Source organism: Kitasatospora dryopteridis, from assembly GCF_050749075.1.
Classification (GTDB): Bacteria; Actinomycetota; Actinomycetes; order Streptomycetales; family Streptomycetaceae; genus Kitasatospora.
On record NZ_CP192749.1, the window covers coordinates 3,314,139 to 3,338,868 of the forward strand.

33 protein-coding genes are annotated in these 24,730 nt (G+C 70.0%); 5 read left to right on the plus strand and 28 right to left on the minus strand.

Features of this window, described 5'->3' with window-relative positions; translation table 11 throughout:
- Positions 1-17: 17 nt before the first annotated feature.
- The 17 genes from rpsH to ACQ614_RS15040 form a co-directional block, all read right to left on the minus strand.
- On the minus strand, positions 18-425 hold the full coding sequence (gene rpsH, locus ACQ614_RS14960; RefSeq protein WP_363493302.1) for a 30S ribosomal protein S8: 408 nt from the start codon (positions 423-425) through the stop codon (positions 18-20).
- A gap of 264 nt (positions 426-689) precedes the next feature.
- Positions 690-875 (minus strand): type Z 30S ribosomal protein S14, encoded by a 186-nt coding sequence (locus ACQ614_RS14965; RefSeq protein WP_030263476.1) that lies wholly within the window; start codon positions 873-875, stop codon positions 690-692.
- Positions 876-878: 3 nt separating this feature from the next.
- Positions 879-1,448, minus strand: coding sequence for a 50S ribosomal protein L5 (gene rplE, locus ACQ614_RS14970; protein WP_030263480.1), 570 nt, complete (start codon positions 1,446-1,448; stop codon positions 879-881).
- The gene (gene rplX, locus ACQ614_RS14975) at positions 1,448-1,759 is read right to left on the minus strand and encodes a 50S ribosomal protein L24 (RefSeq protein WP_363493329.1); all 312 of its coding nucleotides are present in this window, start codon (positions 1,757-1,759) and stop codon (positions 1,448-1,450) included. The genes rplE and rplX overlap by 1 nt, the downstream gene beginning before the upstream one ends.
- A gap of 16 nt (positions 1,760-1,775) precedes the next feature.
- Positions 1,776-2,147: a 50S ribosomal protein L14 gene (rplN, locus tag ACQ614_RS14980; RefSeq protein ID WP_145790774.1), complete on the minus strand. Its 372-nt coding sequence runs from the start codon at positions 2,145-2,147 to the stop codon at positions 1,776-1,778.
- Positions 2,148-2,261: 114 nt separating this feature from the next.
- Positions 2,262-2,534, minus strand: coding sequence for a 30S ribosomal protein S17 (gene rpsQ, locus ACQ614_RS14985; protein WP_014136278.1), 273 nt, complete (start codon positions 2,532-2,534; stop codon positions 2,262-2,264).
- Positions 2,534-2,758, minus strand: a complete 225-nt coding sequence (gene rpmC, locus ACQ614_RS14990; RefSeq protein ID WP_345697575.1) for a 50S ribosomal protein L29 — start codon at positions 2,756-2,758, stop codon at positions 2,534-2,536. Before rpmC ends, rpsQ begins: the two co-directional genes overlap by 1 nt.
- Complete coding sequence (gene rplP, locus ACQ614_RS14995) at positions 2,758-3,177, minus strand: 50S ribosomal protein L16 (RefSeq protein WP_030232476.1); 420 nt, start codon at positions 3,175-3,177, stop codon at positions 2,758-2,760. The genes rpmC and rplP overlap by 1 nt, the downstream gene beginning before the upstream one ends.
- A gap of 5 nt (positions 3,178-3,182) precedes the next feature.
- Complete coding sequence (rpsC, locus tag ACQ614_RS15000; RefSeq protein WP_363493299.1) at positions 3,183-4,004, minus strand: 30S ribosomal protein S3; 822 nt, start codon at positions 4,002-4,004, stop codon at positions 3,183-3,185.
- Positions 4,004-4,351, minus strand: a complete 348-nt coding sequence (gene rplV, locus ACQ614_RS15005) for a 50S ribosomal protein L22 (protein WP_095874452.1) — start codon at positions 4,349-4,351, stop codon at positions 4,004-4,006. Before rplV ends, rpsC begins: the two co-directional genes overlap by 1 nt.
- Before the next feature lie 66 nt (positions 4,352-4,417).
- A complete protein-coding gene (rpsS, locus tag ACQ614_RS15010) occupies positions 4,418-4,699 on the minus strand; it encodes a 30S ribosomal protein S19 (protein ID WP_014136283.1) in 282 nt (93 codons plus the stop codon).
- A gap of 11 nt (positions 4,700-4,710) precedes the next feature.
- Entirely contained in the window at positions 4,711-5,547 is an 837-nt protein-coding gene (gene rplB / locus ACQ614_RS15015) for a 50S ribosomal protein L2 (RefSeq protein ID WP_095874451.1), read from the minus strand.
- Between the two features lie 36 nt (positions 5,548-5,583).
- Positions 5,584-5,907: a 50S ribosomal protein L23 gene (gene rplW / locus ACQ614_RS15020; protein ID WP_411543755.1), complete on the minus strand. Its 324-nt coding sequence runs from the start codon at positions 5,905-5,907 to the stop codon at positions 5,584-5,586.
- The gene (gene rplD, locus ACQ614_RS15025; protein ID WP_363493296.1) at positions 5,907-6,584 is read right to left on the minus strand and encodes a 50S ribosomal protein L4; all 678 of its coding nucleotides are present in this window, start codon (positions 6,582-6,584) and stop codon (positions 5,907-5,909) included. The genes rplW and rplD overlap by 1 nt, the downstream gene beginning before the upstream one ends.
- A gap of 5 nt (positions 6,585-6,589) precedes the next feature.
- The gene (gene rplC, locus ACQ614_RS15030; RefSeq protein WP_030263524.1) at positions 6,590-7,237 is read right to left on the minus strand and encodes a 50S ribosomal protein L3; all 648 of its coding nucleotides are present in this window, start codon (positions 7,235-7,237) and stop codon (positions 6,590-6,592) included.
- Positions 7,238-7,251: 14 nt separating this feature from the next.
- Complete coding sequence (gene rpsJ, locus ACQ614_RS15035; protein WP_012785157.1) at positions 7,252-7,560, minus strand: 30S ribosomal protein S10; 309 nt, start codon at positions 7,558-7,560, stop codon at positions 7,252-7,254.
- Between the two features lie 474 nt (positions 7,561-8,034).
- Positions 8,035-8,673 carry a class I SAM-dependent methyltransferase gene (locus ACQ614_RS15040; RefSeq protein WP_431679071.1) on the minus strand — a complete coding sequence of 213 codons (639 nt, stop codon included), beginning with the start codon at positions 8,671-8,673 and terminating at the stop codon, positions 8,035-8,037.
- Positions 8,674-8,767: 94 nt separating this feature from the next.
- Between ACQ614_RS15040 and ACQ614_RS15045 the strand changes: the two genes are divergently transcribed.
- Together ACQ614_RS15045 and ACQ614_RS15050 are read left to right on the plus strand one after the other, a co-directional pair.
- A complete protein-coding gene (locus ACQ614_RS15045; RefSeq protein WP_431679072.1) occupies positions 8,768-10,072 on the plus strand; it encodes an acyltransferase family protein in 1,305 nt (434 codons plus the stop codon).
- A gap of 65 nt (positions 10,073-10,137) precedes the next feature.
- Positions 10,138-10,548, plus strand: coding sequence for a hypothetical protein (locus tag ACQ614_RS15050; RefSeq protein ID WP_431679073.1), 411 nt, complete (start codon positions 10,138-10,140; stop codon positions 10,546-10,548).
- A gap of 61 nt (positions 10,549-10,609) precedes the next feature.
- Here the strand turns inward: ACQ614_RS15050 and ACQ614_RS15055 are convergent, their stop codons facing one another.
- The 6 genes from ACQ614_RS15055 to rfbB all read right to left on the minus strand — a co-directional run bounded on the left by ACQ614_RS15055 (position 10,610) and on the right by rfbB (position 16,018).
- Entirely contained in the window at positions 10,610-11,920 is a 1,311-nt protein-coding gene (locus ACQ614_RS15055) for a lipopolysaccharide biosynthesis protein (RefSeq protein WP_431679074.1), read from the minus strand.
- 3 nt (positions 11,921-11,923) lie between these two features.
- Positions 11,924-12,808 carry a glycosyltransferase family 2 protein gene (locus ACQ614_RS15060; RefSeq protein ID WP_431679075.1) on the minus strand — a complete coding sequence of 295 codons (885 nt, stop codon included), beginning with the start codon at positions 12,806-12,808 and terminating at the stop codon, positions 11,924-11,926.
- A 7-nt stretch (positions 12,809-12,815) separates the two neighbouring features.
- Entirely contained in the window at positions 12,816-13,616 is an 801-nt protein-coding gene (locus tag ACQ614_RS15065) for a glycosyltransferase family 2 protein (protein ID WP_431679076.1), read from the minus strand.
- Entirely contained in the window at positions 13,613-14,026 is a 414-nt protein-coding gene (locus ACQ614_RS15070; protein WP_431679077.1) for a DUF2304 domain-containing protein, read from the minus strand. The genes ACQ614_RS15065 and ACQ614_RS15070 overlap by 4 nt, the downstream gene beginning before the upstream one ends.
- A gap of 142 nt (positions 14,027-14,168) precedes the next feature.
- Positions 14,169-15,047: a dTDP-4-dehydrorhamnose reductase gene (gene rfbD / locus ACQ614_RS15075; RefSeq protein WP_431679078.1), complete on the minus strand. Its 879-nt coding sequence runs from the start codon at positions 15,045-15,047 to the stop codon at positions 14,169-14,171.
- Entirely contained in the window at positions 15,044-16,018 is a 975-nt protein-coding gene (gene rfbB, locus ACQ614_RS15080; protein WP_431679079.1) for a dTDP-glucose 4,6-dehydratase, read from the minus strand. The genes rfbD and rfbB overlap by 4 nt, the downstream gene beginning before the upstream one ends.
- 83 nt (positions 16,019-16,101) lie before the next feature.
- Here rfbB and rfbA point away from each other — a divergent pair, with 83 nt between their 5' ends.
- Both rfbA and rfbC read left to right on the plus strand, forming a co-directional pair.
- A complete protein-coding gene (gene rfbA / locus ACQ614_RS15085) occupies positions 16,102-16,977 on the plus strand; it encodes a glucose-1-phosphate thymidylyltransferase RfbA (protein ID WP_431679080.1) in 876 nt (291 codons plus the stop codon).
- Entirely contained in the window at positions 16,974-17,564 is a 591-nt protein-coding gene (gene rfbC, locus ACQ614_RS15090; RefSeq protein WP_431679081.1) for a dTDP-4-dehydrorhamnose 3,5-epimerase, read from the plus strand. Before rfbA ends, rfbC begins: the two co-directional genes overlap by 4 nt.
- A 156-nt stretch (positions 17,565-17,720) precedes the next feature.
- On the opposite strand, the gene tuf is transcribed toward rfbC, so the two are convergent.
- The 5 genes from tuf to ACQ614_RS15115 form a co-directional block, all read right to left on the minus strand.
- Positions 17,721-18,914, minus strand: a complete 1,194-nt coding sequence (tuf, locus tag ACQ614_RS15095) for an elongation factor Tu (RefSeq protein WP_030263551.1) — start codon at positions 18,912-18,914, stop codon at positions 17,721-17,723.
- 223 nt (positions 18,915-19,137) lie between these two features.
- Complete coding sequence (fusA, locus tag ACQ614_RS15100) at positions 19,138-21,243, minus strand: elongation factor G (RefSeq protein WP_263104938.1); 2,106 nt, start codon at positions 21,241-21,243, stop codon at positions 19,138-19,140.
- Positions 21,244-21,282: 39 nt separating this feature from the next.
- On the minus strand, positions 21,283-21,753 hold the full coding sequence (gene rpsG, locus ACQ614_RS15105) for a 30S ribosomal protein S7 (protein WP_030263556.1): 471 nt from the start codon (positions 21,751-21,753) through the stop codon (positions 21,283-21,285).
- A gap of 2 nt (positions 21,754-21,755) precedes the next feature.
- On the minus strand, positions 21,756-22,127 hold the full coding sequence (rpsL, locus tag ACQ614_RS15110; RefSeq protein ID WP_014144289.1) for a 30S ribosomal protein S12: 372 nt from the start codon (positions 22,125-22,127) through the stop codon (positions 21,756-21,758).
- A 421-nt stretch (positions 22,128-22,548) separates the two neighbouring features.
- Entirely contained in the window at positions 22,549-23,109 is a 561-nt protein-coding gene (locus ACQ614_RS15115; RefSeq protein ID WP_431679082.1) for a DUF1707 and DUF4190 domain-containing protein, read from the minus strand.
- Between the two features lie 289 nt (positions 23,110-23,398).
- On the opposite strand from ACQ614_RS15115, the gene ACQ614_RS15120 reads away from it, so the two are divergent.
- Positions 23,399-24,709 (plus strand): DUF2786 domain-containing protein, encoded by a 1,311-nt coding sequence (locus ACQ614_RS15120; RefSeq protein WP_431679083.1) that lies wholly within the window; start codon positions 23,399-23,401, stop codon positions 24,707-24,709.
- Positions 24,710-24,730: the final 21 nt, after the last annotated feature.

The window sequence follows — 24,730 nt, forward strand, 5'->3', positions numbered from 1 at the left end:
TACCTCCGTTTCCCGAATTACCAGACGTAGGCGAGAACTTCTCCGCCTACGCCCTTCTTGGCGGCCTGCTTGTCGGTCAGGAGGCCGGACGACGTGGAGATGATCGCCACGCCCAGGCCGCCGAGCACCTTCGGCAGGTTGGTGGACTTTGCGTAAACACGCAGACCCGGCTTGCTGATGCGCTTGATGCCGGCGATGGAGCGCTCACGGTTCGGGCCGAACTTGAGCTCGATGGTCAGCTTCTTGCCGACCTCGCCCTCGGACGGGTCCTCGACCTTGTAGGAGGAGATGTAGCCCTCCTGCTGCAGGATCTCGGCGACGTGCGCCTTGATCTTGCTCGACGGCATCACGACGGAGTCGTGGTACGCCGAGTTCGCGTTACGCAGACGAGTGAGCATGTCTGCGATCGGGTCGGTCATGGTCATGGTGGCCTCAGGCCTCTCTCGCCGTGGTTTCTCCGCACCAGGTCCCCCTCCGCGCACTCCGGGGAGTGCGAAAGGGGCACAAGCGCAGGGGACCTACGACGTAGTAAGACATGGGTGCGAGCCCTCATACGAGAGCCGCGAGCATCTGCGGAGATGCCGCGGCAGGGGCCCGACCCCACCACCTTACGGGATTCCGGACGGAAGCCCAAAAGTGCGGCGGAGCCGGGCACACTGCATCGCGATGGTGTGCCTAGGGCGCCTGGATTACCAGGAGCTCTTGGTCACGCCCGGCAGCTCGCCGCGGTGCGCCATCTCACGGAGGCACACACGGCACAGGCCGAACTTGCGGTACACCGAGTGCGGGCGGCCGCAGCGCTGGCACCGGGTGTACGCCCGGACACCGAACTTCGGCTTACGCTCGGCCTTTGCGATAAGGGCCTTCTTCGCCATGGCTCACGCCTCCTTGAACGGGAAGCCCAGAGCGCGCAGGAGCGCCCGGCCCTCATCGTCGGTCTGAGCGGTGGTCACGACGGTGATGTCCATACCGCGCTGACGGTCGACCTTGTCCTGGTCGATCTCGTGGAACATGACCTGCTCGGTCAGACCGAAGGTGTAGTTGCCACGGCCGTCGAACTGCTTCGGGGAGAGGCCGCGGAAGTCGCGGATGCGCGGCAGAGCCAGCGACACCAGACGGTCCACGAACTCCCACATGCGGTCACCACGGAGGGTGACGTGGGCGCCGATCGGCTGGCCCTCGCGCAGCTTGAACTGCGCGATCGACTTACGGGCCTTGGTCACGGCCGGCTTCTGACCGGTGATCGCGGTCAGGTCCTTGATCGCGCCCTCGATCAGCTTGCTGTCACGGGCGGCCTCGCCGACACCCATGTTGACCACGACCTTGACCAGGCCGGGGATCAGCATGACGTTCTCGTACGAGAACTGCTCCTGCAGCTGACCCTTGACCTCGGAGTTGTAACGCTCCTTGAGGCGGGGGGCCACCTTCTCAACAGTCGTCTCAGACATCAGATGTCCTCACCCGTCCGCTTGGCAACGCGGATCTTGTTGCCCTGGTCGTCGAAGCGGTAGCCGACGCGGGTGACGACCTTCTTGCCGTCCTTCTCCACGACCAGCTGGACGTTGGAGACGTGCACCGGGGCCTCGACGGTCACGATGCCACCCTGGGTGCCGGGGCCCGGCTTGGTGTGCTTCTTGACCCGGTTGACACCCTCGACGAGGACCTTGTTCTCAGCGGGGATGGCCTTGATGACCTTGCCCTGCTTGCCCTTGTCCTTGCCGGTGATGACCTGGACCAGGTCACCCTTCTTGATCTTCATGCTGTTCGCCATGAGATTAGAGCACCTCCGGCGCGAGCGAGATGATCTTCATGAACTTCTTGTCACGCAGCTCGCGGCCCACGGGGCCGAAGATGCGGGTACCACGGGGGTCACCCTCGGTGTTCTTGAGAACGACAGCGGCGTTCTCGTCGAAGCGGATGTAGGAACCGTCCGGACGACGGCGCTCCTTCACGGTGCGGACGATGACGCACTTGACGACGTCGCCCTTCTTCACCGAACCGCCGGGGATCGCGTCCTTGACGGTCGCGACGATGACGTCCCCGATACCGGCGTAGCGGCGACCGGAGCCACCGAGAACGCGGATGCAGAGAATCTCCTTGGCACCCGTGTTGTCGGCGACACGCAGTCGCGACTCCTGCTGGATCACAGCTTTCTCCTGATCGTCAACGAGAGTCGACGGGCCGGCCGCTGCTCACACCAGCAGCCCCGCAGATGGCCTGCGGAGACCTGGTGCACATACGGCCGTACCTCATCGGCTTCGTTACTTGGCCTTCTCGAGGATCTCGACGACGCGCCAGCGCTTCGTCGCGGACAGCGGCCGGGTCTCCATGAGGAGGACACGGTCGCCGACACCGCACGCGTTCTGCTCGTCGTGCGCCTTCAGCTTGTTCGTACGGCGGATGACCTTGCCGTACAGAGCGTGCTTGACGCGGTCCTCGACGGCGACGACGACGGTCTTGTCCATCTTGTCGCTGACGACGAGACCCTCACGGGTCTTGCGGAAACCGCGCGTCTCGTTGGTGTTCTCAGTCATCAGGCGTTCTCCACCGTCTCGATGCCCAGCTCGCGCTCGCGCATCAGGGTGTAGATCCGCGCGATGTCCTTACGGACCAGCCGGAGCCGGCCGTGGTTGTCGAGCTGCCCGGTCGCCGCCTGGAAGCGGAGGTTGAACAGCTCCTCCTTGGCCTCACGCAGCTTGGCAACGAGGCCCTCGTTGTCCAGCTGGCGAAGCTCAGCAGCCTTGGTAGCGGCCGACATCAGCTCTCACCGTCCTCGCGCCGGACGATCCGGCACTTCATCGGCAGCTTGTGCGCGGCACGGGTGAGCGCCTCGCGAGCAACCTTCTCGTTCGGGTACGACAGCTCGAACATGACCCGACCCGGGTGCACGTTCGCGATCCACCACTCCGGCGAACCCTTACCGGAACCCATGCGGGTCTCGGCCGGCTTCTTGGTGAGCGGGCGGTCCGGGTAGATGTTGATCCAGACCTTGCCGCCACGACGGATGTGACGGGTGATCGCGATACGAGCGGACTCGATCTGACGGTTCGTCACGTAGGCCGGGGTCACGGCCTGGATGCCGAACTGGCCGAACGCCAGCTCGGTGCCGCCCTTCGCAGCACCGCGACGCTTCGGGTGGTGCTGCTTGCGGTGCTTGACCCTACGGGGGATCAGCATTGGGGTCAGGCCTCCGTTCCGGTGTTCTCAGCGGCGGGCGCCTCGGCGACCGGGGCCTGGGCCTCGGCAGCGGCGGGACGACGGCCGCGGCCACCGCGCTCGCCACCACGGCGCTCGCCACCGCGGGCGGGACGACCGCCCTCGGGACGGGCCGGGCGGTTGCCCGAGCGGGCAGCGGCGTTCTCAGCGCGGACCTCGGCGATGTTCTTGACGTCGCCCTTGTAGATCCAGACCTTCACGCCGATGCGGCCGAAGGTGGTCTTGGCCTCGAAGAAGCCGTAGTCGACGTTCGCACGGAGGGTGTGCAGCGGCACGCGACCCTCGCGGTAGAACTCCGAACGGCTCATCTCGGCGCCGCCGAGACGACCGGAGCACTGGACCTTGATGCCCTTGGCGCCGGACTTCATGGTGCCCTGCATCGACTTGCGCATGGCACGGCGGAAGGAGACGCGGGAGGACAGCTGCTCCGCGACGCCCTGAGCCACGAGCTGGGCGTCCAGCTCGGGGTTCTTGACCTCGAGGATGTTCAGCTGGACCTGCTTGCCGGTCAGCTTCTCGAGGTCGCCGCGGATGCGGTCGGCCTCGGTGCCACGGCGACCGATGACGATGCCGGGGCGGGCGGTGTGGATGTCCACACGGACGCGGTCGCGGGTGCGCTCGATCTCGACCTTGGAGATGCCGGCGCGCTCCATGCCCTTCGTCATCATGCGACGAATGGCAACGTCTTCCTTGACGTAGTCCTTGTACAGCTTGTCGGCGTACCAGCGGGACTTGAAGTCCGTGCTGATGCCGAGGCGGAACCCGTGCGGGTTAACCTTCTGGCCCATTACCGGGTCCCTTCCTTGCTGCTGACGACCACGGTGATGTGGCTGGTCCGCTTGCGGATCCGGTAGGCACGGCCCTGGGCGCGCGGACGGAACCGCTTCAGGGTCGGGCCCTCGTCAACGTACGCCTCGGAGATGTAGAGGTCGTCCACGTTGGAGTGGTTGTAGTTGTGCGCGGCGTTGGCGATGGCGCTGTCGAGCACCTTGCCGACCGGCACGGTGGCGGCCTGCGGAGCGAAACGCAGGACGGCCTGGGCCTCCGTGGCCGGAAGGCCGCGGATGAGGTCCACCACGCGGCGGGCCTTCATGGGCGTGACGCGGATGTACCGCGCCTGGGCCCTGGCTTCCATGGTTGTCCCCTTAATGGAGTAAGTCACTTAAGTCTGTCTGGCGCTGAGCTCAAGCCCGCGGAGCGACTAGCGACGCTTCGACTTGCGGTCTTCCTTCACGTGCCCCTTGAAGGTGCGCGTGGGAGCGAACTCGCCGAGCTTGTGGCCGACCATCGACTCGGTGACGAACACCGGGACGTGCTTGCGGCCATCGTGAACCGCGATCGTGTGCCCGAGCATGGCCGGGGAGATCACGGAACGACGGGACCAGGTCTTGATGACGTTCTGCGTGCCCGCCTCGTTCTGCACGTCCACCTTCTTCTGAAGGTGGTCGTCGATGAAGGGGCCCTTCTTGAGACTGCGCGGCATCTGACCTGCTCCTAGCGCTTCTTGTTGGTCTTGCGGCGGCGCACGATGAGCTTGTCCGACGCCTTGTTCGGGCGACGGGTACGGCCCTCGGGCTTGCCCCACGGCGAGACCGGGTGGCGACCACCGGAGGTCTTACCCTCACCACCACCGTGCGGGTGGTCGATCGGGTTCATGGCGACACCACGCACGGTCGGGCGGACGCCCTTCCAGCGCATGCGGCCGGCCTTGCCCCAGTTGATGTTCGACTGCTCGGCGTTGCCGACCTCGCCGACGGTGGCGCGGCAGCGCGCGTCGACCAGGCGGATCTCACCGGAGGGCATGCGCAGGTGCGCCATGCGGCCCTCACGGGCGAGCAGCTGAATGCCGGAACCCGCGGAACGGGCCAGCTTGGCGCCACCGCCGGGACGGAGCTCCACCGCGTGAATGGTGGTACCGACCGGGATGTTGCGGAGCGGCAGGTTGTTGCCCGGCTTGATGTCGGCCCCGGGGCCGTTCTCGATCCGGTCACCCTGCGCGACGCCACGGGGGGCGATGATGTAGCGCTTCTCGCCGTCCGCGTAGTGCAGGAGCGCGATGCGCGCGGTGCGGTTGGGGTCGTACTCGATGTGCGCGACCTTGGCCGGCACGCCGTCCTTGTCGTGACGACGGAAGTCGATCACGCGGTAGGCGCGCTTGTGACCGCCACCCTGGTGGCGGGCGGTGACACGACCGGCGTTGTTACGGCCGCCCTTGCTGTGCAGCGGGCGAACCAGCGACTTCTCCGGCGTGGACCGCGTGATTTCGACGAAGTCGGCCACGCTCGAGCCGCGGCGGCCCGGCGTAGTCGGCTTGTACTTGCGGATACCCATTTTCGTCCTCGTCCTTAACGACGATCACGTTCTCCGTCAGGCGGAGACCGGACCACCGAAGATGTCGATGCGGTTGCCCTCGGCCAGCGTCACGATGGCGCGCTTGGTGTCCTTGCGCTTGCCGAAACCGGTGCGGGAGCGCTTGCGCTTGCCCTGCCGGTTGAGCGTGTTGACGGCCTCGACCTTGACCGAGAAGACCGCCTCGACGGCCTGCTTGATCTGGGTCTTGTTGGCGTCCGGAGACACGACGAACGTGTACTTGTTCTCGTCGAGGAGCGAGTAGCTCTTCTCCGAGATAACCGGCTTGATCAGGACGTCACGGGGGTCCGTGTACGTCTTGCTCGTGATCTCCGCAGCCATCAGGCGGCGCTCCCTTCGAGCTCGCCCTCAGCGGCAACGGCCTTGGCGGACGCGGCCGGACCGGCCACGAAGCGCTCGAAGGCGGCCTGGGTGAAGACCACATCGTCGGAGACGAGCACGTCGTAGGTGTTCAGCTGGCCGGCGTCCAGGATGTGCACGTTCGGCAGGTTGCGAGCGGACTTGAGGCCCAGCTCGTCCTCGCGCTCGACGACCAGGAGGACGTTCTTGCGCTCGGAGATCTTGCCGAACAGGCTCTTGGCGGCCTTGGTCGACGGCGCATCGGTCGCGGTCACCGCGGTGATCACGTGGATGCGCTCGTGGCGAGCCCGGTCGGTGAGCGCACCGCGGAGCGCGGCGACGATCATCTTCTTCGGGGTCCGCTGCGAGTAGTCACGCGGCACGGGGCCGTGCACGACGCCACCGCCGGCGAACTGCGGCGCGCGGGTCGAGCCCTGACGGGCGCGGCCGGTGCCCTTCTGGCGGTACGGCTTCTTGCCGCCACCACGGACCTCGCCACGGCGCTTCACCTTGTGGGTGCCCTGGCGGGCAGCGGCGAGCTGCGCGACGACGACCTGGTGCATCAGCGGGATGCTGACCTTGGCGTCGAAGATCTCGGCGGGCAGCTCGAGGCTGCCGGCCTTGTCGCCGGCCGGCGACAGGATGTCAATGGTGGTCATATCCTTCACAGCCCCTTCGCCGCGGTGCGGACGAGGACGAGGCCGCCGTTCGGGCCCGGGACGGCGCCCTTGATGAGCAGCAGGCCCTTCTCCGCGTCGACCGCGTGCACGGTCAGGTTCTGGGTGGTCACACGCTCGTGGCCCATCCGACCCGCCATGCGCAGGCCCTTGAACACGCGGCCCGGGGTGGCGCAGCCACCGATGGAACCGGGCGAGCGGTGCTTGCGCTGGGTGCCGTGACCGGCGCCGAGGCCCTTGAAGTTGTGACGCTTCATGACACCGGCGAAGCCCTTGCCCTTGGAGGTGCCGGTCACGTCGACCTTGACACCCGCCTCGAACAGCTCGGCGGTGATCTCCTGGCCCAGGGTGTACTCGGACGCGTCCGAGGTACGGAGCTCGACCAGGTGGCGGCGCGGGGTGACACCGGCCTTGGCGAAGTGACCCGCGAGGGGCTTGTTCACCTTGCGGGGGTCGATCTCGCCGAAGCCGATCTGGACGGCGTCGTAGCCGGCCGGGCTGTCGGCGGTGTGGACCTGGGTCACGACATTCGGCCCGGCCTTGACGACGGTCACCGGAACGATCCGGTTGTTCTCGTCCCAGACCTGGGTCATGCCGAGCTTCTCGCCCAGGATGCCCTTAATCTGCTTAGCCATCTTCGGTGTGCCTCTCAGAGCTTGATCTCGATGTCGACACCGGCCGGCAGGTCGAGACGCATGAGCGAGTCAACCGTCTTCGGCGTGGGGTCGAGGATGTCGATCAGACGCTTGTGAGTACGCATCTCGAAGTGCTCGCGCGAGTCCTTGTACTTGTGCGGCGAGCGGATGACGCAGTACACGTTCTTCTCAGTGGGCAGCGGCACCGGGCCTGCGACCTGCGCACCAGTACGGATCACCGTCTCGACGATCTTCTTCGCCGAGGAGTCGATGACCTCGTGGTCGTAGGCCTTGAGCCGGATGCGGATCTTCTGTCCCGCCATGGCTACTCAGTAGTCCTTCTGTCGTCTGTTGCTTCTGCGACCGGATTCGTCCGAGTGGACTGGTCCGGCGGCGCCTCCGGATGGTTACCCTCTCCGACCCCCGCGGTCGGGCGTGTCGCCCTGCCGCTTGCAAAAAACCAAAGAGGTTTCCCTCTTCGGTTCCTGCTTTCGGTCGGTGAGGTCTTGCACCCACCAGGCGCCGGGTCGAGGCCCCGCCCACGCTTCCCGGAAGATTCCCGTACGTCCGCCCCGCAGCTGCCGCGGTGTCGCTTACACACCACTACGCCCACACGCCCACCGCAGAAGCGGCGAACGCGGACGTATGAACGGCCATCACGGGAACGACGAGTACGTGGGACTCGCTTCCGGTCCTCCCGGCGGGAGGCGCGCAGCATCGGCACTCAACCGAGCAACTTGGACATACTGCCATACGGCGGAGCCCGAACGCCAATCGGGGCGTCCGGGCCGCGCGGCTCAGCCCTCGGTGCGGCGCAGCGCGAAGAGGATGTTGTTCCGCTTCGGGGGCACCCTGGTCTCGCAGACGATCGACATCCCGGGCAGCGCCGCGGTGACGGTGGCGAGCAGCTGGTCGCGGTCGCCGAAGACGACGTTCTTGTCGCCGGAGACGTACTTGTCGGCGGTGTAGGCCATCAGGTGGGCGATGTCGGAGCGGCGCTCCCACTCCTTGACGATGAGCGTGCCGCCGGGGGCGAGGAGCGCCTCGGCGTCGCGCAGCAGGGCGTCGCGGTGGGCCGGCGGCACGTGGTGCAGCACGTCGACGACGAGGACGAGGTCGAAGAGCCCGGGCTCCTCGGCGCGGAGGTCGTGCGAGTACACCGAGCGGAAGGTGGCCCGGCCGCGGTCGCCGCGGAAGAGCCGGCCGGGGCTGTCCATGACGTCGATGCCGAGGTACTCGGCCTCGGGGAGGGCGCCGACCAGGCGCTCGGCGACGGCGCCGTCGCCGCAGCCGATCTCCAGGATCCGCCCGGGCGTGGAGAGGCTGAGGAGCGTGGTGGCGAGGCTGTCGAGATCGATGAACACCGACCGGTACAGCTCGGCGGCCGGGACCTCGTACTTGCCCAGGCGGCGGCGGACGGCTGCGGTGATTCCCATACGATCTCTCCGGTCGGTGCGCGGCATGGTCCTGTGGCACGAAGTCTGACAGGGGCGTGGGCCCGCGGGGGCGGCAGGGGTGCGGAGTGGCGGAGTGGACGCGGTGAAGGGCGTGGCCGGCGCGGGCCTGTCGGCAGGGACGGGCGGCACGCCCGGCCCGGGCCGGTCGCGCGAGAACGGGTTCGGCCTCCTGCGGCTGCTCCTGGCCCTGGCGGTCGTCGCGAGCCATGCCCGGCCGCTCGGCTTCGGGGGCGGCAACCCCGGCACCGGGGTGACACGCGGCCAGACGGACCTGGGCACCCTGGCGGTGTGCGGGTTCTTCGTCCTGTCCGGGCTGCTCGTCACCCGCAGCGCCGTCCGGCTGCCGGTCGGGCGGTTCCTGCTGCACCGGGCGCTGCGGCTCCTCCCGGGCCTGTGGTGCTGCCTGCTGGTGACGGCCCTGGTGGTCGCCCCCGCGGTGGCGTGGCACGAGGGCGCGGGGGTGGCGGACCTCTTCGGGCGGCCCGACGGGCCGTGGGGATACCTGGCGGCGAACTGGCTCGTGACGGTGCACCAGTACGGGATCGGCGGGCTGTTGGGCGCAGTCCCCCATCCCTACGCCTTCGACGGTTCGCTCTGGTCGCTGCGGTACGAGGTGCTCGCGTACCTGGTGGTGGCCGTCCTCGCGGCGGCCGGGCTGCTGCGCCGGGCCGGCCGGCTGCTGGTGCCGCTGCTCGCCGTCGGCTGCTGGGCGGTGCTGGCCGCGGCGGCCCCGGGGTACCCGGGCCTGCGCGCTCCGACGTACGCCCCGGACGGCATCGGTTTCGACCTGCCGGTCTTCGGCACCGGCAGCACCGCGCAGCTGGTGCCGCTGTTCCTCGCCTTCGCGCTCGGGGCGTCCGCGGCGTTCCACCCGGGGGCAGTGCGGCGGGGCGGAGCGGGGGCGGCGGCCGTCGCAACGGTGGTCCTCGCGGTGTCGCTGCGCTGCGGGGGTTTCACGGTGGTCGGCCTGCCCGCGCTGGCGTACCTGCTGCTGTGGGCGGCCGAGCACACCCCGGCGCCGCTGCGGGCGGTCGGCCGGCGGCACGACTACTCGTACGGCCTGTACGTCTACGCGTTCCCGGCGCAGCAGGTGCTGGCGGAGCTGGGGGCGAACCACTGGGGGTACGCGCCCTACCTGGTGTCGTCCGTGCTGTGCGCCGGTGCGGCCGCAGTGCTGTCCTGGCACCTGGTGGAGGCCCCCGCACTGCGGCTGCGGGGCGTCTTCCGTCGCCGGACGAACCTTTTCGGCCGTTCCGCCACCGGAGAGCGGCCCCGCGAAATAGCATCGCCCAAGGTCGATGCCGTTTCCGGCGGCGGTTCCACGGCGGGAATTGGCGAAAATCCAGCGGCCTGCCGCCGGACTTCGAAAAGGCATTGACACCATTTATTCCCCGCGCGAATCTTCGAGCGCTTTTCGATCCATCGGCAAGGGCGGGGAACACAATGCTCAAGAAGAGTGTGGCCGTCGCCGCGGCCGCTGCGGCCGCCGGGGTGCTGGCCCTCTCCGGCACGGCGGAGGCTGCCGCCACGGCCTCCAACACGCGGACCCAGTACCTGGCCGCGAACCCGGGCTCGTACATGGCGACGTCCTGCACCACTCGCGACATCTACCTGGCGTCGGGCACGTACACGTGGTCCTGGGTGCCGACCGAGACGAACGCCCGCGACATCTATCTCGGAGCCGCCACCTACACCTGGAAGGACTGCCTGGTCCCGAAGGACGGGTACTACGTGCAGACATCCACCCTCCAGGCTCAGGGGACCAACTGGGCGCCCGCCACCGTCTCCCACAACCTGGCCATCTACACGACCGGCACCTGGACGTGGGGAAGCCTGCTCGACCCGCACTTCTGATTCGACGGTCGAATTCCACGACAAGGCGGCCCGGAGAACTCCTCCGGGCCACCTTGTGCGTTCAGCGATTCGCCGATTCGACGTCCTGCGGAATTCCTTCTGCGTGTCCGGGGGCCGATTCGCCGCCACCCGGCCGGTTGAGTGCCCACAGCATGACGAGCGCCGTCGTGGCGGTGCCGGCGGTGAAGGCGGAGGTGACCCGGGTGGCGACATCGCCGGGCAGCAGGGTGACGGCCACCAGGGCGGCGGTGCCGACGAGCCAGCCGGCGAGCTGGGCGCGGTGCCGGTGGCGGACCATCAGGGCCTGCCCGAGGACCTGCGCGAGCAGGTAGCCGAGGGTGCCCAGGGACAGCAGGAGGAAGTCGGGGCGGGTCAGGACGTCGGGGGCCGCGAACAGCACCCGGATGAGCCAGGGCCCGGCGAGGACGGCCACGACCCCGCCGAGCACCGAGAGGCCGGTGACGACGGCACAGGCGCGGCGGAGCATCCGGGCGAAGCCCTCCCGGTCGCCGGTGGCATCGACGCCGGCGAGGCCGGAGAGCAGGGTCGGCTGGACGGCCGCGAACACGAACAGCGGGATCCGGGCCAGCACGAGGGCGTTGAGGAGGGCCGCGACCAGGGCGGCCTGCGTGGGGGCGAGCAGCTGGGCGCTCATGACGACCGCGTTGACCATGACCTGGGCGAGCAGCGTCGATGCGACGAGCGGACCGAGGCCCCGGACGAGGTCGGGCCAGGCGACGGGTGGGCCGGGGCGGCAGGCGCGCAGGGTCGCGGGCAGGGTCACCACGAGGGAGAGCAGCGGCGCGACGGTGAGGACGAGGGCGAACGCCAGGGCGGAGTGGAGTCCGGCCGCGCCGCAGAGCAGGGCGAGGACGATGCGGGCCCCGCCGTCGACGGCGAGCTGGGTTCCGTAGGCGGTGAAACGGCCGAGGCCGGCGAGGATCCCGCGGGTGGTGAAGGTGAGGGCGAGGCCCGCGAAGGCGCCGCCCAGTGCGGCGACCATGGCGAGGTCCCCGCCGAAGAAGCGGTCCGCGACGGGTCCGGCCAGGAGGGCGAGCACGCCGAGGACGGCCGCCAGCAGCCCGGTGGTGAGGACGGCGGCGCGGCGCAGCACCGGGGTGGCGCCCCTGCCGTGGGCGGCCCTGGCGGCGACGATCCGGGTGAGTTCCTGTTCGAGGGGGAAGAACAGGCCCATGCCGACGGACATCACGATCGTCCACAGCACGGAGACCGCGGCCATGTCCGGTGTGGTGAGGCTGTGGCCGGCGACGGCGAGGTGCACGTAGGAGGCGGCACCGAGGACGGCGGTGCCGATGCCGACGGCGGCCATGCCGGGCGGGAGGGCGGCGCCGAGTGCGCTCAGTCGGTTCATGGGTCAGCGGGCCGCGTGCTTGAGCATGGCGGTGACCCCGGGCCTGCCGGCGTGCCGGGCGGCGCCCGGGAGCAGGGTGAGGGCGTGCAGCCGGGAGGAGAGGTGCCGCCGGGAGGCGGTGGCGGCGCGGTGCCAGCCGAGGGCGTCGAGGCGGTCGGCGGTCTCCAGGAAGAAGCCCTTGGCCTCGGTGAAGCGGCTGCCGGTGTACGCCTTGGCGGAGGACTCGCTCTCGGCGTGGCGGCGGTAGCTGAAGCAGATCTCGGGGCTGGTGGCGAGGGACTCCCCCGCGACGAGGAGGTCGACGACCAGGGCGAGGTCCTGGATGACGCCGAGGTCGGGGCGGAAGCCGAAGCGCTTGACGGCCTCGGTGCGCCAGCAGATCGACGGGAAGTACAGCCAGTTCCCGCGGAGCAGGCTGAGGGCGAGGTCCTCGCCGCCGAGCAGGTCGCGGCCGGGGCCCTTGGGTGCGTAGAGGCGGCGCTTGGTGCGGTCGACGAGGGTGTCGTACGGCTTTCCGTCGGTGCCGATGACCTCGACGCCGGGCTGGATCATCGCGGCCTTGGGCTCGCGTTCGGCCGCGGCGCGGACGACGTCCAGGTAGTTCGGGTGCATCAGGTCGTCGCACCCCATGAGCACCAGGTACTCGTACTCGGCGAGGGAGACGCAGTGGTTGAAGTTGCCGGTGACGCCGAGGTTGCGCTCGTTGCGGAAGTACCGCACGCGCGGGTCGGCGAGGGCCTCGAACCACTCGGGGACGCCGTTCTCACGGCCGTCGTCCACGACGGTGAGCCGCCAGTCGTCGCCGCTCTGGGCGAGGACGCTGCGCACGGCGTCCTGCATCAGGGGGACGCTGCCGTAGTAGGGCAGCAGGATCTCGTACCGGGACATGGGCTTCCTAGGCGTCTACGTCGGCGGGGAGGGCCGTCAGCGCGCGCTGGGCGGCGAAGGCGCGGTAGAAGTCGGAGCCGGGGGCGAAGTCCCGCAGGTGGCGCGGCATCCGGCGGATCACGGCGAGCAGCAGCACGAGGCCGGCCCGGGAGAGGTAGACCATGGCCTTGAGGGGCGAGGCGCTGGGGCGGCCGGTGGCGCGGGCGCGCATGGCGACCGGGACCTGGCGGACGGTGAAGCCGCAGCGGGCGGCGCCGACCAGGCTCTCGACGGTGTCGCCGAGGTACTCGACGGGGTACCAGCGGGCGAAGAACTCGATGAGCGGCCGGTTGCAGGCGCGGAAGCCGGAGGTGGTGTCGGTGAGCCGGGTCCGGGTGATCCGGGAGAGGACGACGGAGAGCAGCTTCATCGCCCAGCGGCGGGGGCCGCGCACCCGGTAGTCGCCCTCGCCGTCGAAGCGGGCGCCGATGACGAGGTCGGCGTCGGCGAGCTTCTCCAGCAGGACGGGGACGTAGAAGGGGTCGTGCTGGCCGTCGGCGTCGACCTGGATCGCCACGTCGTAGCCGTGCTGCTGGGCGTAGCGGTAGCCGAGGCGCATCGCGCCGCCGACGCCGAGGTTGTACGGCAGCCGGGCGACGGCGGAGCCGGCCGCGGCGGCGACCTCGGCGGTGCGGTCGGTGGAGCCGTCGTCGACGACGAGGGTGTCGACGTGGGGCAGCTGCCGCTTGATCTCGCCGAGGACGGCGGGCAGGCCGTCGGCCTCGTTCCAGGCGGGCAGGATGATCAGGACGCGGCGCCCGTCGGTCACGGCTTGGCCTCCGGGGTCACGGTGGGGGCGGCAGGGGCGGCGGCGCGGCCGGCGGCCTCGGGGCCCGGCATCAGGCCCTGTTCGGCGAGGTGGGCGCGGATGAGGGCGACGTCCTCGGCGAGGGTGCGGGTCTCGGCCTCCAGGCGGCTGGCCTCCCAGCTGAGGTGGAGGCTGACCATCAGGACGAGCACGAAGCCGGCGAAGAGCACCAGGCTGACGCCGGAGGCGACGCCGAGCCGCCTGGCGGTGGAGTCGAGCAGCGAGGGGAAGAACCCGAGCGGGGCTATCGCGAGGCCGATGGCCAGCCATATCGCCGCGTACTTCTCCCGGAGCTGCTGGCGTCTCAGCAGTTCCAGGATGTAGGCGAGCACCACCACGCCGGTGATCGAGGTGAGGATCGAGAGTTGCACTGCCGGTGGCGCCTTCCGTGCGCGGGCCGTCCCCGTGAGTGGCCAACAGCCTAAGGCAGCACCGGCTCGCACTCGAACGGGTGGTCGGCCGGTGCGCACCTCAGGGATCTCGGCGGGCCCGGCGAGATCCGTGGGACGCGTCCTACGGGTGGGCCCCGGTGAGGGCGCGGAAGGCCGGCCGCTGCAGTGCCTCGGCCAGCGAGGTCTCCCAGGCGGGCAGCGGGGCGAGCCCGGCGAGCGCCCAGCGGTCGTGGCCGAGCACGCTGTAAGCCGGTCGGGCGGCCGGCCGGGGGAAGGCGGCCGAGGTGGTGGGGCGGATGCGGTCGGGGTCGAGGCCGGCCAGCCGGTAGGCGGCGCGGGCCAGCCCGTACCAGGTGGTGCGGCCGGCGGCGGTGCCGTGGTAGATGCCGGCGGGGGCGCCGGCCTGCCCGCCGAGGGCGTGCAGCTGCCGGGCGAGGTCGTGGGACCAGGTGGGCTGGCCGTGCTGGTCGTCGACGACGTCGAGGGTGTCCCGGACGGCGGCGAGCTTCAGCATGGTGGCGACGAAGTTGGGGCCGTGCTCGCCGTAGAGCCAGGCGGTGCGCACCACGTAGCCGGTGTCGGGCAGGACGTCCAGGACGGCCCGCTCGCCGGCGAGCTTGGCCCGGCCGTAGGCGTTGACCGGCCCGGTGGGCGCGTCCTCCGGGCAGGGGCCGTCGGTGTCGCCGGGCAGCACGTAGTCGGTGGAGACCTGGAGCAGGCGGGCGCCGGCCTCGCGGCAGGCGAGGGCGAGGTGACGCACGCCGGTGCCGTTGACGGCGGTGGCCGCGGCCTCGGCGGTCTCGGCGCCGTCGACGTCCGTCCAGGCGGCGCAGTTGACGACCACGCCGTGGCCGCGGACGGCGGCGCGGACGGCCTGCGGGTCGGTGATGTCGAGCGCGGCGCGGTCGAGGGCCGTGACCCGTTCGCCGGCCGCGCCGAGGACGTCCTGCAGGTCGCGGCCGAGCATGCCGCCGGCGCCGGTGACGAGCCAGGCGGTCATGCGAGGGCCGCCCGGGCCTTGAGCGGCTCCCACCAGGCGCGGTTGTCGCGGTACCAGGCGATGGTGTCGGCGAGGCCGTCGGTGAAGGAGACCTGCGGCTCGTAGCCGAGCTCCTCGCGGATGCGGGTGATGTCGAGGGAGTAGCGCAGGTCGTGGCCCTTGCGGTCCTCGACGTGCTCGACCATCTCCCAGCCCGCGCCGGCCGCCTCCAGGAGCAGCGCGGTGAGCTCCTTGTTGGTGATCTCGGTGCCGCCGCCGATGTTGTAGACCCGGCCGGCCCGGCCGCCGCGCAGCACCAGGTCGATGCCCCGGCAGTGGTCGGAGACGTGCAGCCAGTCGCGGACGTTGCCGCCCTCGCCGTACAGCGGCACCTTCCTCCCGTCGAGGAGGTTGGTGGTGAACAGCGGGATGACCTTCTCCGGGAACTGGTGGTGCCCGTAGTTGTTGGAGCAGCGGGTGACCACCACGTCCATGCCGTGGGTGCGGTGGTAGGCCAGCGCGAGCAGGTCGGAGGAGGCCTTGGAGGCGGAGTACGGGGAGTTCGGCGCGAGCGGCCAGTCCTCCGTCCAGGAACCCTCGGTGATGGAGCCGTAGACCTCGTCGGTGGAGACGTGGACGAAGCGGCCGACGCCGTGCTTGCGGGCGGCGTCGAGCAGCACCTGGGTGCCGAGCACGTTGGTGCGCACGAACGGGCCGGCGCCCTCGATCGACCGGTCGACGTGCGACTCGGCGGCGAAGTGCACCACCGCGTCGTGGCCGGCCATGGCCGCGTCGACGGCCTCCCCGTCGCAGATGTCCGCGCGGACGAAGCGGTAGCCGGGGTGGTCGGCGACCGGGGCGAGGTTGGCCTCGACGCCCGAATAGGTGAGGCTGTCGAGGACGGTGATCTCGGCCGAGGCGTCGGCGGCGAGCTGGGAGCGGACGAACTCGGAGCCGATGAAGCCGGCGCCGCCGGTGACCAGGATGCGCATAGTGCGCGCAGTCTACCGCCGGGCCCGCCGACCGCCGCGGGCGTGCTCGGGTGGCTGGTGAGGCCTCCCGTAGGCTGCTGCCCATGCGTGGAATCCTCCTGGCCGGCGGTACCGGCTCCCGGCTGTGGCCGCTGACCCGGGCGGTCTCGAAACAGCTGCTCCCGGTCTTCGACAAGCCGATGGTCTACTACCCGCTCTCCACCCTGGTGATGGCGGGCATCGACGAGATCCTGATCATCACCACCGCGGAGGACCAGCCGCAGTTCCGCCGGCTGCTCGGCGACGGCTCGCAGCTCGGCCTGCGGCTGGAGTACGCGGTGCAGGAGCGCCCGGAAGGCATCGCGCAGGCGTTCGTGCTGGGCGCGGACTTCATCGGCGAGGAGCCGGTGGCACTGATCCTGGGCGACAACATCTTCCACGGCAGCGGCCTGGGCACCCGGCTGGCGCAGCACACCGACCCCAAGGGCGGGCTGGTCTTCGCCTACCCGGTGGCGGACCCGACCGCGTACGGCGTGGTGGAGTTCGACGCGGACGGCCGGGTGCTGTCCATCGAGGAGAAGCCGGCCGCTCCCAAGTCCCGGTACGCGGTGCCCGGCCTGTACTTCTACGACAACCGCGTGGTGGAGATCGCCCGGGGCCTGAAGCCCAGCGCCCGGGGCGAGTTGGAGATCACCGCGGTCAACGACGCCTATCTGCAGGCCGGTGAGCTCCAGGTGACCCGACTCGACCGCGGTACGGCCTGGTTGGACACCGGCACCTTCGTGTCGATGGTGCAGGCCTCGGAGTTCGTCCGGGTGATCGAGGAACGCCAGGGGTTCAAGATCGGCTGCGTCGAGGAGGCCTGCTGGCGGGCCGGGCTGATCGACGGCGCCCAACTCCGGGCGCTGGCCGAGCCGTTGCTGAAGAGCGGGTACGGCCAGTACCTGCTGGACCTGTTGCAGGAGGAGAAGTCCCGGTGAAGTTCCGCGAGTTGGCGATTCCGGGGGCGTTCGAGATCACCCCGCAGCTGCACGGCGACCCGCGCGGCCTGTTCACCGAGTGGTACCGCTTCGACCGGCTGGCCGAGGTGGTCGGGCACCCGCTGCGGCTCGCCCAGGGCAACCTCTCGGTGTCGGCCCGCGGCGTGGTGCGCGGCATCCACTTCGCCGACGTGCCGCCCGGCCAGGCCAAGTACGTGACCTGTGTGCGCGGTGCCACGCTGGACGTGGTGGTCGACCTGCGGGTGGGCTCCCCCACCTTCGGCCGCTGGGAGGGCGTGCTGCTGGACGACACCGACCGCCGCGCGGTGTACGTGCCGGAGGGCCTGGGCCACGGGTTCTGCGCGCTGACCGACGACGCCACCCTCTCCTACCTGTGCTCGGAGACGTACAACCCGTCGGGCGAGCACGCCGTACACCCGCTGGATCCGGACCTGGGCATCGAGTGGCCGGTCGAGCAGCCGCAGCTCTCCGCACGGGACGCGGCCGCCCCCTCGCTCGCCGAGGCGCTGGCGAGCGGCCTGCTGCCCTCGTACGACGTGTGCACGGAGTACACCGCCGGTCTCTGAGGCTGCCGCCCCGCGGCGGCCCCTGGACGGACCACCCGAGCCGGCCGTTCCGGCACACGCGGAAGGGCCCGCCCTCCCCGTCCTCGCGGACGGAGGGGGCGGGCCCTTCCGTTTGCCTTGCGGCGAGCCTGTCTACGACAGACCAGGGTCAGATCGTCACTTGACGATCTTGGTGACCTGGCCGGCGCCGACGGTGCGGCCACCCTCACGGATGGCGAACTTGAGGCCCTCCTCCATGGCGACGGGCTGGATCAGCGCGACGGTCATGGCGGTGTTGTCGCCCGGCATGACCATCTCGGTGCCCTCGGGGAGGGTCACGACGCCGGTCACGTCCGTGGTACGGAAGTAGAACTGCGGGCGGTAGTTGTTGAAGAACGGGGTGTGACGGCCACCCTCGTCCTTCGACAGGATGTAGGCCTGGGCCTCGAAGTCGGTGTGCGGGGTGACCGAACCCGGCTTGATGATGACCTGGCCGCGCTCGACGTCCTCGCGCTTGATGCCACGGAGGAGCAGACCGACGTTCTCACCGGCCTGGCCCTCGTCGAGCAGCTTGCGGAACATCTCGATACCGGTGACCGTGGTGGTGGTCTTGGTGGTCTTGATGCCGATGATGTCGACGGTCTCGTTGACCTTGAGGACACCGCGCTCGATGCGGCCGGTGACGACGGTGCCACGACCGGTGATCGTGAAGACGTCCTCGATCGGCATCAGGAACGGCAGCTCGGTGGCACGGGCCGGGGTCGGGATCGACTCGTCGACGGCGTGCATGAGGCCGAGGAGCTTCTCGCCCCACTCCTTGTCGCCCTCGAGCGCCTTCAGCGCCGAGACGCGCACGACCGGCAGGTCGTCGCCCGGGAACTCGTACTCGGAGAGGAGCTCACGGACCTCGAGCTCGACGAGCTCCAGGATCTCCTCGTCGTCCACCATGTCGGCCTTGTTCAGGGCGACGACGATGTAGGGGACGCCGACCTGGCGGGCCAGGAGAACGTGCTCCTTGGTCTGCGGCATCGGGCCGTCGGTGGCGGCGACGACGAGGATCGCACCGTCCATCTGGGCCGCACCGGTGATCATGTTCTTGATGTAGTCAGCGTGACCCGGGCAGTCAACGTGGGCGTAGTGACGCGCCTCGGTCTGGTACTCGACGTGAGCGATCGAGATGGTGATACCGCGCTGACGCTCCTCCGGCGCCTTGTCGATCTGGTCGAACGGCGTGAAGGGGTTGATGTCCGGGTACGCGTCGTGCAGCACCTTGGTGATGGCCGCGGTCAGCGTGGTCTTACCGTGGTCGATGTGACCGATGGTGCCGATGTTGACGTGGGGCTTCGTCCGCTCGAACTTCGCCTTCGCCACTGCAGTCCTCCTGAGGACAGTTCTGTACGCCGTACGACGTCAGTTGGTCTTTGATCGGGATTGGGAACGGGGCGCTGGTAGCGCTCCATGCCGTCCCGCGGGGTGGGGTGCCGGGAGGGCCCGGGGGAATCCGTGGGGATTCGCCCCGGGTTACCTCCTTCTAGCCTAAGGGGTCTGATTCGTCCCGAATAACGGGCCGAACCATCGACCGGCGGAGCCGGCCTTACTCGCCCTTGGCCTTGGCGATGATGTCGTCCGCCACGTTCCGCGGAACCTCGGCGTACGAGTCGAACTGCATCGAGTAGCTTGCGCGACCAGAGGTCTTGCTGCGCAGGTCACCGACGTAGCCGAACATCTCGGAGAGCGGCACGAGCGCCTTGACGACGCGCGCACCGTGACGCTCCTCCATGGCCCGGATCTGGCCACGGCGGGAGTTGATGTCGCCGATCACGTCGCCCATGTAGTCCTCGGGCGTGGTGACCTCGACGGCCATCATCGGCTCCAGGAGGGCCGGACCGGCCTTCTTGGCGCCTTCCTTGAAGGCCATCGAACCGGCGATCTTGAACGCGAGCTCGGACGAGTCGACGTCGTGCGACGCACCGTCGAGCAGGGTCACGCGAACGCCCTGGAGCGGGTAGCCGGCGAGGACACCGAACTCCATGGCCTCCTGGCAACCGGCGTCGACCGAGGGGATGTACTCCTTCGGCACGCGGCCACCGGTGACCTTGTTGACGAACTCGTAGCCCTCGCCGGACTCCAGCGGCTCGATCGCGATCTGGATCTTCGCGAACTGACCCGAACCACCGGTCTGCTTCTTGTGCGTGTAGTCGATGCGCTCGACGGCCTTGCGGATCGTCTCGCGGTACGCGACCTGCGGCTTGCCGACGTTGGCCTCGACCTTGAACTCACGGCGCATACGGTCGACGAGCACCTCGAGGTGCAGCTCGCCCATACCCGCGATGATGGTCTGGCCGGTCTCCTCGTCCGTGTTGACCTGGAAGGACGGGTCCTCCTCGGCGAGACGCTGGATGGCGACACCCAGCTTCTCCTGGTCACCCTTGGACTTGGGCTCGATCGCGACGCGGATGACCGGGGCCGGGAAGTCCATGGACTCCAGGATGACCGGCTGCTTCTCGTCGGACAGCGTCTCACCGGTGGTGGTCTGCTTCAGGCCCATGACGGCGATGATGTCGCCGGCGCCCACCGAGTCGATCTCCTCACGCTTGTTCGCGTGCATGCGGTAGATCTTGCCGATGCGCTCCTTCTTGCCCTTGACGGAGTTCAGCACCGAGGTGCCGGACTCCAGGCGGCCGGAGTACACGCGGACGAAGGTGAGCTTGCCCAGGTGCGGGTCGGACATGATCTTGAACGCCAGGGCGGCCAGCGGCTCGTCGTCCGAGGCCTGGCGGACGATCTTCTCTTCGGGGTTGTTCGGCTTGGTGCCCTCGATGCCCTCGATGTCGAGGGGCGACGGCAGGTACTTCACAACCGCGTCGAGCAGGGGCTGAACGCCCTTGTTCTTGAACGCGGAGCCGCAGAAGATCGGGGTGAAGTCCGAGTTCAGCGTGCCCTTGCGGATCGCGGCGACCAGCAGCTCCTCGGGGATGTCCTCGCCCTCCAGGGCGAGCTCCATCACCTCGTCGCTGACGTTCGACACGGTGTCGAGCAGGGCCTCGCGGTACTCCTCGGCCTTGTCGGCGAGGTCGGCCGGGATGTCGACCACGTCGTACATCTCGCCCTTGGTGGCCTCGGGCGACCAGACCAGAGCCTTCATCTTCACCAGGTCGACGACACCGACGAAGTCGGACTCGGCGCCGATCGGGAGCTGCATGACCAGCGGGGTGGCGCCGAGGCGGTCCACGATGGTCTGCACGCAGAAGTAGAAGTCGGCGCCCGTGCGGTCCAGCTTGTTGATGAAGCAGATGCGCGGGACGCCGTAGCGGTCAGCCTGCCGCCACACGGTCTCGGACTGGGGCTCGACGCCGGCGACGCCGTCGAACACCGTCACGCCACCGTCGAGCACGCGCAGCGAGCGCTCCACCTCGACGGTGAAGTCGACGTGGCCCGGGGTGTCGATGATGTTGATGGTGTTGTCGACGCCGTCGAGCGTCCAGTGACAGGTCGTCGCGGCCGACGTGATGGTGATGCCGCGCTCCTGCTCCTGCTCCATCCAGTCCATCGTGGCAGCGCCGTCGTGGACCTCACCGATCTTGTACGAGACACCGGTGTAGAACAGGATCCGCTCGGTGGTGGTGGTCTTGCCCGCGTCGATGTGCGCCATGATCCCGATGTTGCGGACCTTGGCGAGGTCAAGGGAGGTTGCAGCCATGGTGGCTCGTTCTCTCTCTGTCTAGTGACGGGGTTCGGACTACCAGCGGTAGTGCGCGAAGGCCTTGTTGGACTCGGCCATCTTGTGGGTGTCCTCGCGACGCTTCACGGAAGCACCGAGGCCGTTGCTGGCGTCGAGGATCTCGTTGAGCAGACGCTCGGTCATGGTCTTCTCGCGGCGGGCGCGGGAGTAACCGACGAGCCAGCGCAGCGCCAGGGTGTTGGCACGGCCCGGCTTGACCTCGACCGGCACCTGGTAGGTCGCGCCACCGACACGGCGGGACTTGACCTCGAGGGTCGGCTTGACGTTCTCCAGGGCGCGCTTGAGCGCGACCACCGGGTCGGCGCCGGTCTTCTCGCGGACGCCCTCGAGGGCGCCGTACACGATCCGCTCGGCGGTGGAGCGCTTGCCGTGCAGCAGGATCTTGTTGACCAGCGAGGTCACCAGCGGGGAGCCGTAAACCGGGTCGATGATGACCGGGCGCTTCGGGGCGGGGCCCTTACGAGGCATTCTTACTTCTCCTTCTTGGCGCCGTAGCGGCTGCGGGCCTGCTTGCGGTTCTTGACACCCTGGGTGTCAAGGGAACCGCGGATGATCTTGTAGCGGACACCAGGAAGGTCCTTCACACGGCCACCGCGGACCAGCACGATGGAGTGCTCCTGCAGGTTGTGGCCCTCGCCCGGGATGTAGGCGGTGACCTCGATCCCGCTGGTGAGGCGCACACGGGCGACCTTACGCAGAGCCGAGTTCGGCTTCTTCGGGGTGGTCGTGTACACACGCGTGCAGACGCCGCGACGCTGGGGCGAACCCTTCAGGGCGGGCGTCTTGTTCTTCTCGACCTTGTCCTGCCGGCCCTTTCGGACCAGCTGCTGGATCGTAGGCACCGTTTCTCCGTTTTCTGTGTGCCAAGGCTGCGTAAAACTAACCTGTGGCGCCCCTCGACCCACCGACCCACGCGGTCGGGTGTGTCGAGTCTCCCGGCGGAGGAATCGCGGAATCCCATGAGCTGATGGACAGCGACGGCGCTCGCACGGCGAGAGCGGGATCAGCGCTCTGCTACGGCGGCCGGTCTACTGGCACGCACAAGGACCCGGGGACACCCCAGGCACGAATCAGAGCGTACCTAGCGCATCGGCGGCGGTCAAAACAAATGCAACGCCGCTGCTCACCCGGGCGAGCCTGGGACAACCGGAACGGTGCGGGAACGTCCGGCCGTCCTACCACACATCGGCGCCGCCTGCCACCCGGCACCGGCTCCGTCCCGCCCGTCGGACCATTCCGCCGACGGCGCCGGAGGTCGGGGCGTCAGACCGAGGACACGACCGCCAGCAGCATCATCAGCGCCCAGCCGGCGACCGACAGCCAGCCGATGACCAGGCCGGCGGTGGCCATCCCGTCGCCCTCCTCGCGGCCCGACCGCAGCTGCGACTTGGCGATGTGCCCCGTCACCACCGCGGGGATGCCCAGCGCGCCGAAGGTCGGCACGCACAGCAGGCCGAGCACCATCGAGGCGATCGCCATGCCGTTGGTGCGGGGCGGCGCGTACGGCACCGGCGGCGGCAGGAAGGTCGGCGGCACGACCGGCACGGCCGCGCCCATAGGCGCCACCATCGGCCCGGAGGGCAGGTCCGCCACCAGCTGCGCCAGCTGGCCGTACGTCTGCGCACGGTGGGCGCCGTCGAAGCGCTGCGAGTACTCCTCGGCGGTCAGCCGGCCCTCGGCGTAGGCGGCCTTCAGGACGTCGACGGTGCGCTCGCGGTCGGCGTGCGCGGCGCGCATCGCGGACTGCGGGGTGGACGCCGGCTGCCAGGGCTGCGGCGGCGGCCCGTACGGCTGCTGCGCCTGCCTCCACGGCTCTACGGCCATGCGGCCACCTCCCTGACACCCCGTCGCGCGTCGGCTGCGCGCGCTGCCCCTACAGGATGCAGGACGAGCGGCGGCCCCGAGTAGTTGCCGACGACGCCGTCCGGATTCCCGCCGCGGCCCCGGGGCCGCGGCGGTCCGCCCGCCGGTGTGACGGGGATCGCACCTTCCGGCACCCCTCCGGAGCGCGGCCCGCCCCGCGCGCCCCGGGCCCGGCGCGGCGGCTCCGGCATCATGGACGGGCCGGGTCGGGCGAGGACGGAACGACGGAACAGCGAACGGAAGAGGCACCGTGGGCAGGCGCAGCAGCAGGGGCGGGCAGGAGTCCGCCGTCGACGGGCTGCTGGCCCGGGCGGTCCAGCAGGTGGTGGCCGCACCCGCGGACGCGCTGGACCACGCGCTGGACGGCGGCGCCTCGCTGCTGGCCGCATCGGCCGACCAGTGGCCGGAGGTCAGCCGCTCGCTGCTGGCCTTCGCGGAGCGGGCCGTCGGGCGGTGCTGGACGGCGGGCTGGCGGCCCGCCGACCTGGCGCGGGCGGTGCGGCGCGGGCTCGGTCCGGTGCACCTGGCGCTGGCGGTGGACCTGATCGCGGCCGAGGGCCGACGGCATCCGGCGGCCTCGCTGGACAGGCGCTGGCAGGAGCAGCTGCGCGAGCTGGCCGTCGAGGTGTGGTGGGAGTCGGACGCGGCGTTCCTCCCGGAGTTCGCCGCGCGGCACCGCCAGGACCGGTTCGCGCTGGCGACGGCCGCGCTGGAGCTGCTGCGGGTCTGGTCGCTGCTGCCGCCGATCGAGCCGGTCGGCCCGGTGCCGGGGCAGTCGGGCGGCGCGGCGCGGCGGCCGTTCGCCGCAGCGGACGGCCGGGCGGCCGGCGAGCCGCGGATGCTGGGGCGCATCCGGGCGCTGCTGGCGAAGGCCGAGTCGACGGAGTACCCGGACGAGGCGGAGGCGCTGACCACCAAGGCGCAGCAGCTGATGGCCCAGCACTCGATCGACGAGGCGCTGCTGGCGGCCGGCGGGCCGTCGAAGGACGCGCCGGTGGCGCTGCGGATCGGGGTCGATCAGCCGTACGAGAGTCCGAAGGCGATGCTGCTGGACGCGGTGGCGGCGGCGAACCGGTGCCGGGTGGTGTGGGCGAAGGAGTTCGGGTTCTGCACGGTGGTCGGCTTCGACGCGGACCTGGACGCGGTCGAGCTGCTGTACACCTCGCTGCTGGTGCAGGGGACGGCGGCGATGAGCCGGGCCGGCAGCCGCAGGCACCGGGACGGCGCGCCGCGGACGAAGGCGTTCCGCCAGTCGTTCCTCATCTCCTATGCTGCGCGGATCCGCGAGCGGCTGACCGAGGCGACCGAGCGGGCCACGGCGGAGGCGGCGGCCGGGCGGCACCTGCGGGAGGACGGCACGTCCGAGCAGCTGGCGCCGGACGAGCGGCTGCTGCCCGTGCTGGCGGCCCGGGAGCAGGCCGTCGACGACACGGTGGGCAGGATGTTCCCGAAGCTGGTGTCGCAGCGGGTGCGGGTGAGCGACGGCGAGGGGTGGGCGGCCGGCCGGGCCGCCGCGGACCGGGCGGCGCTGCACGGCCGCGCCGGCGCGATCGAGGATTGACGGTACGCAAAGGGGGAGGGC